Source organism: Nocardia sp. NPDC058497, assembly GCF_042720195.1.
In the GTDB taxonomy this organism is placed as follows: Bacteria; Actinomycetota; Actinomycetes; order Mycobacteriales; family Mycobacteriaceae; genus Nocardia.
This window is the reverse complement of sequence record NZ_JBHXMY010001010.1, coordinates 1-1,222: the sequence shown is the minus strand read 5'-3', so window position 1 is coordinate 1,222 and position 1,222 is coordinate 1. Positions and strand designations below refer to the sequence as shown.

Annotated in this window: 1 protein-coding gene; it reads left to right on the top strand. The window is 65.0% G+C overall.

Annotated features, from left to right (window positions below):
• Positions 1–404 precede the first annotated feature (404 nt).
• Positions 405–1,222, top strand: an 818-nt coding sequence (locus ACFWPJ_RS33305; RefSeq protein WP_378857574.1) for a CRISPR-associated endonuclease Cas3'', incomplete at its 3' end; no start/stop codon positions are given.

The window sequence follows — 1,222 nt, the reverse complement described above, 5'->3', positions numbered from 1 at the left end:
GCCGCCCCCCCCACCCCCCCGCGCCACCAGCACGCCCGCCGCATTGAACTCCGCGCCGGGCCTCACGGCTCGGCAGAGAATTTCATCTCTGCCGGTCTGGCGAAGTCGTCACGCCAACCTGCCCGCGGCGCCGGGCCTCATAGCTCGGCGAGAATCTTGACAGGTGAGCTGACCGAGGATCCACCGTTGCTCGACCAACTGTGCCGCGCGCTTCGGTGCGGCGGGCGGGCCAACCGCGGCGGCAGCGAGCACCTGCTCGGATAGGGAGGCGGTGCTAGTAGCCGATGACCCGGCGAGATCCCAGCATTCAACCAGGTGCCTAGGTGTATTGGGAGGTTCTGGTCGGGCCTTGTTGCTCGATGGTCAGGTGATGTGGGTGGGTTGTCGGTGGTGTGTTCTAGCTTGTGGCGGTGGATGTTTGGGCGCATAGCCGTAGCGGTGTGTCTGGTCGGCGTCGTAGTTTGGGTGAGCATTGTCGGTCGACGGCGTGGTGGGCAGGTTGGTTCGCTGAAGAGTTCGGGGCGGGTCAGTTGGCATATGCTGTCGGGCTGTTTCATGACGCGGGGAAGGCATCGTGTGCGTGGCAGGACCGGTTGGCTGTGGTGGATGGCACGGACGCACCGGTTGGTGTGCCGCACAAGGAATTCGGTGCACATCTGCTTACACCGCGGGTGAGCGTGTACGCGATGACGATCGCTGGGCACCATGGTGGGCTGACCGACCTCACCGAGTTCAGAGGACAGTTGGCGAAGATCGCGGCTGAGGATGATTCGGGGACCGTGGAGCGGTTCTTCCGGTGTGTTCCTGAGGCTTCGTCGGTGTTGTGCGAGGTTGGGTTGCTGCCGACGGGTTGGGGTGAGGTTGCGGGCACGGTGACCGAGATGCGGATGCGGATGATGTTCTCGGCAATGGTGGATGCCGATCATCTCGACACCGGTGCTCACCGTGAGGGATTGGCGGGGCCGCGGGTGGCGGCGCATGCGGACATGTCGGTGTTGGTGGAGCGTTTCGAGCGTAATCGGGTTGCGGCGATCGCTTCTCGTGGCGGCGGGGTCGGTGGGTTGCGTGAGGAGGTGTATGCAGCGTCGGTGGCTGCGGCGTCGGGAGCGCCGGGGGTGTTTCGGTTGGCGGCACCGACTGGTTTGGGTAAGACCTTCGCGCAGGCCGGTTTCGGGTTGCATCATTCTGCGGCGTTCGGGAATCGGCGGGTGGTATTGGCGGG